Here is a 6,419-nt window from a genome sequence, read left to right on the forward strand (position 1 = left end):
GTGCCCTTCGGCACCGGGACCGGCCGTTTCGCCGTGCGGGAGACCTATCTGCGCGGCATGAAGATCCAGCTGCGGTACAGCGCCGCCTGCTCCGCCGTGTGGGGTCGCATCGAGAACGGCGCGATCGGCGACTCGGTGATCATCAAGGACAAGGGGGCGTCGGAGGAGTCGGCCACGATCCGCGTCGACCACGACACCTACACCCGGATGCTCGCCGTCACCCCCCAGGCGCCGCACGGTTCGGTGATCATCTGCGGCAAGATCCCGAGGTTCCATCAGATCGAGTGCTCGCCCGTGGGTGCCATCCAACCCTGACGCGTCCGGGCGGGCCCTATTGGGTGCAGTTGAAATGCGGCATATCCGGCAGGGAGTGATATTGGGTTCCTAAGTCGAACTTGACATCGGGAGGCACTCCATGCGCGGAGCCACACACGCCAAGTGGGCCGCACTGGCCACCGCCGTCGCCCTCGCGGCGACGGCCTGCGGCGGTGGTGACGACAGCGGTGGCGGAGGCGCCGACGGCATCGTGAGTTCCTCGTGGGGCGACCCGCAGAACCCGCTGGAGCCCGCCAACACCAACGAGGTCCAGGGCGGCAAGGTGCTGTCCATGATCTTCCGCGGGCTCAAGCAGTACGACCCGAAGACCGGCGAGGCGACGGACATGCTCGCCGAGAAGATCGACACCACCGACTCGACCAACTTCACCATCACGGTCAAGGACGGCTGGACCTTCTCCAACGGCGAGAAGGTCACCGCCAAGTCCTTCGTCGACGCCTGGAACTACGGCGCCCAACTGAAGAACAACCAGAAGAACGCCTACTTCTTCGGCTACATCGAGGGCTACGACCAGGTCCACCCCGACGAGGGCGAACCCACGGCCGAGACCATGTCCGGCCTCAAGGTCACCGGTGACCTCACCTTCACGGTCAAGCTCACCCAGAAGTTCTCGACCTTCCCCGACACCCTCGGCTACGTCGCCTACGCGCCGCTGCCCCAGGCCTTCTTCGACGACCACGCGGCCTGGCTCTCGAAGCCGGTCGGCAACGGCCCCTACACCGTCGACTCCTACTCCAAGGGCTCGCAGATGGCCCTGAAGCGGTGGGACGACTACCCCGGTGACGACAAGGCCCAGAACGGCGGCATCACCCTCAAGGTCTACACCGACAACAACACCGCCTACACGGACCTGACGGCCGGCAACCTCGACCTCGTCGACGACATCCCCGCCTCCCAGCTCAAGAACGTCTCCGCCGACCTGGGAGACCGCTACATCAACACCCCGGCCGGCATCATCCAGACCCTCTCCTTCCCCTTCTACGACCCCAACTGGAACAAGCCCGGTCAGGAGAAGCTGCGCACCGGCCTGTCGATGGCCATCGACAGGCAGCAGATCACCGACACGATCTTCCAGAAGACCCGCACCCCCGCCGTCGACTGGACCTCCCCGGTCCTAGGCGAGGCCGGCGGCTTCAAGGACATCTGCGGCGACGCCTGCACGTACAACCCGACCGAGGCCAAGAAGCTGGTCGAGGAGGGCGGCGGCATCCCCGGCGGCACGATGACGATCTCCTACAACGCCGACACCGGCTCCCACAAGGAGTGGGTGGACGCCGTCTGCAACTCCATCAACCGCGCCCTCGGCAACAACAGGGCCTGCGTCGGCAACCCGATCGGCACCTTCGCCGACTACCGCAACCAGGTCACCCAGTCGAAGCTCACCGGCCCCTTCCGGGCCGGCTGGCAGATGGACTACCCGCTCATCCAGAACTTCCTCCAGCCCCTGTACTACACGGGCGCCTCCTCCAACGACGGCAAGTACTCCAACCCGGAGTTCGACAAGCTGGTCAACGAGGCCAACGCCGAGACCGAGACCACCAAGGCCGTCGGGCTCTTCCAGCAGGCCGAGGAAGTCCTCAAGGGCGACATGGGCGCCATCCCGCTCTGGTACCAGAACGGCAGCGCCGGCTACTCGGACCGGATCGAGAACGTGTCCCTGAACCCCTTCAGCGTCCCGGTCTACGACCAGATCAAGGTGAAGTGACGCCGTAGCGGGCCGTACAGGTCGGCGACGTGCGGCCCGGGCCGCGGACCTCCGCGCCGGGCCGCACGCGTTCCGTCCGTCCCGCCCTCCCAGCCCCCAAACCGGAGCCAACCCCCGGAGCCCCCCATGGGTCGATACGTGATCCGGCGGCTGCTGCAGATGATCCCGGTCTTCTTCGGCGCCACGCTGTTGATCTTCCTGATGGTGAACGTGATGGGCGATCCCATCGCCGGTCTGTGCGGCGACCGCGCCTGTGACCCGGCCACCGCCGCCCAGCTGAAGAAGGAGTTCGGTCTCGACAAGCCGGTCTGGCAGCAATACCTGACCTACATGGGCAACGTCTTCACCGGAGACTTCGGCACGGCGTTCAACGGGCAGCCCGTCACCGAGCTGATGGCCAACGCCTTCCCCGTCACCATTCGGCTCGCCATCGTCGCGATCCTCTTCGAGATCGTCATCGGCATCAGCCTGGGCGTCGTCACCGGCCTCAACCGCGGTCGCCCCGTCGACACCGGCGTCCTGCTGCTGACCCTGGTCGTCCTCTCCGTCCCGACCTTCGTCACCGGTCTGCTCGTCCAGCTCCTCCTGGGCGTCAAGTGGGGCTGGATCGACCCGGCCGTCTCGTCCGAGGCGACCTTCAGCGAGCTCATCGTGCCCGGACTGGTCCTCGCCTCCGTCTCCCTGGCGTACGTCACCCGGCTCACCCGGACCTCGATCGCCGAGAACAAACGGGCCGACTACGTCCGCACCGCCGTGGCCAAGGGCCTGCCCCGCCGCCGCGTCATCAGTCGGCACCTGCTGCGGAACAGCCTCATCCCCGTGGTGACGTTCATCGGCGCCGACATCGGCGCTCTCATGGGCGGAGCCATCGTCACCGAACGGATCTTCAACATCCGCGGCGTCGGCTACCAGCTCTACCAGGGGATCGTCCGCCAGAACACCCAGACCGTCGTCGGCTTCGTGACCATCCTCGTCCTGGTGTTCCTGCTGGCCAACCTGCTGGTCGACCTCCTGTACGCCGTACTCGACCCGAGGATTCGCTATGCCTGAGCCCTTTGAGCCGCTTGAGTCGTACGACGAAGGGCGGGCCATCGCCTCGACCGGCGCCGGGGGCGCGGCCGACCTCGGCACCGCCGAGGCGGAGACGCTGGAGAAGAACCCGGCCGGCCCCGAAGGCACCGGCCCCGACAAGAAGCCCCGCTCGCTCTGGTCCGACGCCTGGCGCGACCTGCGCCGCAACCCGGTCTTCATCGTCTCCGGGCTCATCATCCTCTTCCTGGTCATCATCTCCATCTGGCCCTCGCTGATCGCCTCCGGAGACCCCCTCGACTGCGACCTGGCCAAGTCCCAGGAAGGCTCCCAACCGGGCCACCCCTTCGGCTTCAACGGCCAGGGCTGCGACGTCTACACCCGCGTGGTCTACGGCGCCCGCGCCTCCGTCACCGTCGGCGTCTGCGCCACCCTCGGGGTCGCCGTCCTCGGCTCCCTCCTCGGTGGCCTCGCGGGCTTCTTCGGCGGGGCCTGGGACGGCATCCTCTCCCGGCTCACCGACGTCTTCTTCGCCATCCCGGTCGTCCTCGGCGGCCTCGTGCTGCTCTCCGTGGTGACCAGCACCACCGTCTGGCCCGTCGTCGGCTTCATGGTGCTGCTCGGCTGGCCGCAGCTCTCCCGCATCGCCCGCGGCTCCGTCATCACCGCCAAGCAGAACGACTACGTCCACGCCGCCCGCGCGCTCGGCGCCTCCAGCCCGCGGATGTTGTTCCGCCACATCGCGCCGAACGCCGTCGCCCCGGTGATCGTCGTCGCCACCATCGCCCTCGGCACGTACATCGCCCTCGAAGCGACCCTGTCCTACCTCGGCGTCGGACTGAAGCCGCCCACCGTCTCCTGGGGCATCGACATCTCCTCCGCCTCGCCGTACATCCGCAATGCCCCGCACATGCTGCTCTGGCCGGCCGGTGCGCTCGCCGTCACAGTGCTCGCGTTCATCATGCTCGGCGACGCGGTGCGCGACGCCCTCGACCCGAAGCTGAGGTAGCGCCATGCTGCTCGAAGTGCGTGACCTGCACGTGGAGTTCCACACCCGGGACGGAGTGGCCAAGGCGGTCAACGGCGTCAACTACTCCGTGGAAGCGGGGGAGACCCTCGCCGTCCTCGGTGAGTCCGGCTCCGGCAAGTCCGTGACCGCCCAGGCGATCATGGGCATCCTCGACATCCCTCCGGGCAAGATCAGCGGGGGCGAGATCCTCTTCCAGGGCCAGGACCTCCTCAAGCTCAAGGAGGAGGAGCGGCGCAAGGTCCGCGGCGCGAAGATGGCGATGATCTTCCAGGACGCGCTGTCCTCCCTCAACCCCGTCCTCAGCGTCGGCGACCAGCTCGGCGAGATGTTCCAGGTCCACAAGGGCATGTCCCGCAAGGACTCCCGGGCCAAGGCCGTCGAGCTCATGGACCGGGTCCGCATCCCCGCCGCCAAGGAGCGCGTCGGCCAGTACCCGCACCAGTTCTCCGGCGGCATGCGCCAGCGCATCATGATCGCCATGGCGCTCGCCCTCGAACCCGAACTGATCATTGCCGACGAGCCCACCACCGCCCTTGACGTCACCGTCCAGGCCCAGGTCATGGACCTCCTCGCCGAGCTCCAGCGCGAACTCAACATGGGGCTCATCCTCATCACCCACGACCTCGGCGTCGTCGCCGACGTCGCCGACAAGATCGCCGTGATGTACGCCGGCCGGATCGTCGAGCAGGCACCCGTCCACGAGATCTACAAGAGCCCCGCCCATCCCTACACCCGGGGGCTGCTGGACTCGATCCCGCGCCTGGACCAGAAGGGCCAGGAGCTCTACGCGATCAAGGGGCTGCCCCCCAACCTGCTGGCCATCCCGCCCGGTTGCGCCTTCAACCCCCGCTGCCCCATGGCCCAGGACGTCTGCCGGACCGACGAGCCCCCGCTGTACGACGTGACCGGGTCCCCGGTGCCGCGCACCAGCGCCTGCCACTTCTGGAAGGAGTGCCTCCATGGCTGAGGCGATTCTCGAAGTCCGGGACCTCCACAAGCACTACCCGCTGACCCAGGGCATCCTCTTCAAGAAGCAGGTCGGCGCCGTCAAGGCCGTCGACGGCGTCGACTTCGACCTCGCCGCCGGCGAAACCCTCGGCATCGTGGGGGAGTCCGGCTGCGGGAAGTCCACCGTCGCGAAGATGCTGGTCAACCTGGAGACCCCGACCTCCGGGAGCATCCGCTACAAGGGGGAGGACATCACCAAGCTCTCCCCGCGCGCGCTGAAGGCCGTCCGCCGCAACATCCAGATGGTGTTCCAGGACCCGTACACCTCGCTGAACCCGCGGATGACGGTCGGCGACATCATCGGCGAGCCGTACGAGATCCACCCCGAGGTGGCCCCCAAGGGCGACCGGCGCCGCAGGGTGCAGGAGCTGCTGGACGTCGTCGGCCTCAACCCGGAGTACATCAACCGGTACCCGCACCAGTTCTCCGGCGGTCAGCGCCAGCGCATCGGCATCGCCCGCGGTCTCGCCCTCCAGCCCGAGATCATCGTCGCCGACGAGCCGGTCTCCGCCCTCGACGTCTCCGTCCAGGCGCAGGTCGTCAACCTCCTGGAGAGCCTCCAGTCCGAGTTCTCGCTGTCGTACGTCTTCATCGCCCACGACCTGTCGATCGTCCGGCACATCTCCGACCGCGTCGGCGTCATGTACCTCGGCCGGGTCGTCGAGATCGGTACGGACGAGCAGATCTACGACCACCCCACCCATCCCTACACCCAGGCGCTGCTCTCCGCCGTGCCCGTCCCGGACCCCGAGGCGCGCGCCCCGCGCGGGGGCGCCCCCGGTGAGGGCGGGGGGAGGATCATCCTCACCGGCGACGTCCCCTCCCCGGCCAACATCCCCTCCGGCTGTCGCTTCCGCACCCGCTGCTGGAAGGCCCAGGACCGCTGCGCCCAGGAGGTCCCGCTCCTCGCCGTCCCGGCGGTCTTCCGCTTCGAGGACACCCCCGCCAAGCACGACTCGGCCTGCCACTTCGCCGAGGAACGGCAGCCGGTCCCGCCGAAGGGCGGGGGCACGCAGGGACCGCCGGTCCCGCCGAAGGGCGACGACGGTACGGAAGGGACGTCGGTCCCGCCGGAGCGCGGTGCCGCGGAGGAGCCGGGGAGCCCGCCGGAGAACGACGGCGAAGGGCCCCGGGAGCCGTAACGCGCGGGCAACTTCACGGAATCGGATCCGATATACGGACACGGCAGGGTCAACGGCGTACGGCCGTGCGGGTGCCGTAAGCCGGCCGGGGCGGCGCCGAGGGCCCTGACGAAGGCCCGGCGCATGGCTTCCGGGGTGCCGTAGCCGCTGGCCCGGGAGATCTCCTCGA

Annotated in this window: 6 protein-coding genes; all 6 read left to right on the forward strand. The window is 68.3% G+C overall.

Annotated features, from left to right (window positions below; genetic code table 11):
- Positions 1–315 (forward strand): DUF2690 domain-containing protein (locus ACFW2Y_RS34050; protein ID WP_384887100.1); only part of this gene is annotated, 315 nt, incomplete at its 5' end.
- A 100-nt stretch (positions 316–415) separates the two neighbouring features.
- Positions 416–2,041 carry an ABC transporter substrate-binding protein gene (locus tag ACFW2Y_RS34055; protein WP_384887103.1) on the forward strand — a complete coding sequence of 542 codons (1,626 nt, stop codon included), beginning with the start codon at positions 416–418 and terminating at the stop codon, positions 2,039–2,041.
- Between the two features lie 126 nt (positions 2,042–2,167).
- On the forward strand, positions 2,168–3,091 hold the full coding sequence (locus tag ACFW2Y_RS34060; protein WP_384887106.1) for an ABC transporter permease: 924 nt from the start codon (positions 2,168–2,170) through the stop codon (positions 3,089–3,091).
- Positions 3,084–4,079 (forward strand): ABC transporter permease, encoded by a 996-nt coding sequence (locus ACFW2Y_RS34065; RefSeq protein ID WP_384887109.1) that lies wholly within the window; start codon positions 3,084–3,086, stop codon positions 4,077–4,079. Before ACFW2Y_RS34060 ends, ACFW2Y_RS34065 begins: the two co-directional genes overlap by 8 nt.
- Positions 4,080–4,083: 4 nt before the next feature.
- Positions 4,084–5,067 carry an ABC transporter ATP-binding protein gene (locus ACFW2Y_RS34070; protein ID WP_384887112.1) on the forward strand — a complete coding sequence of 328 codons (984 nt, stop codon included), beginning with the start codon at positions 4,084–4,086 and terminating at the stop codon, positions 5,065–5,067.
- Positions 5,060–6,250: a dipeptide ABC transporter ATP-binding protein gene (locus tag ACFW2Y_RS34075; RefSeq protein WP_384887115.1), complete on the forward strand. Its 1,191-nt coding sequence runs from the start codon at positions 5,060–5,062 to the stop codon at positions 6,248–6,250. Before ACFW2Y_RS34070 ends, ACFW2Y_RS34075 begins: the two co-directional genes overlap by 8 nt.
- The last annotated feature ends 169 nt before the right edge of the window (positions 6,251–6,419 follow it).

Origin of the sequence: Streptomyces sp. NPDC058877 (genome assembly GCF_042742855.1) — a bacterium.
Lineage (GTDB): Bacteria > Actinomycetota > Actinomycetes > Streptomycetales > Streptomycetaceae > Streptomyces.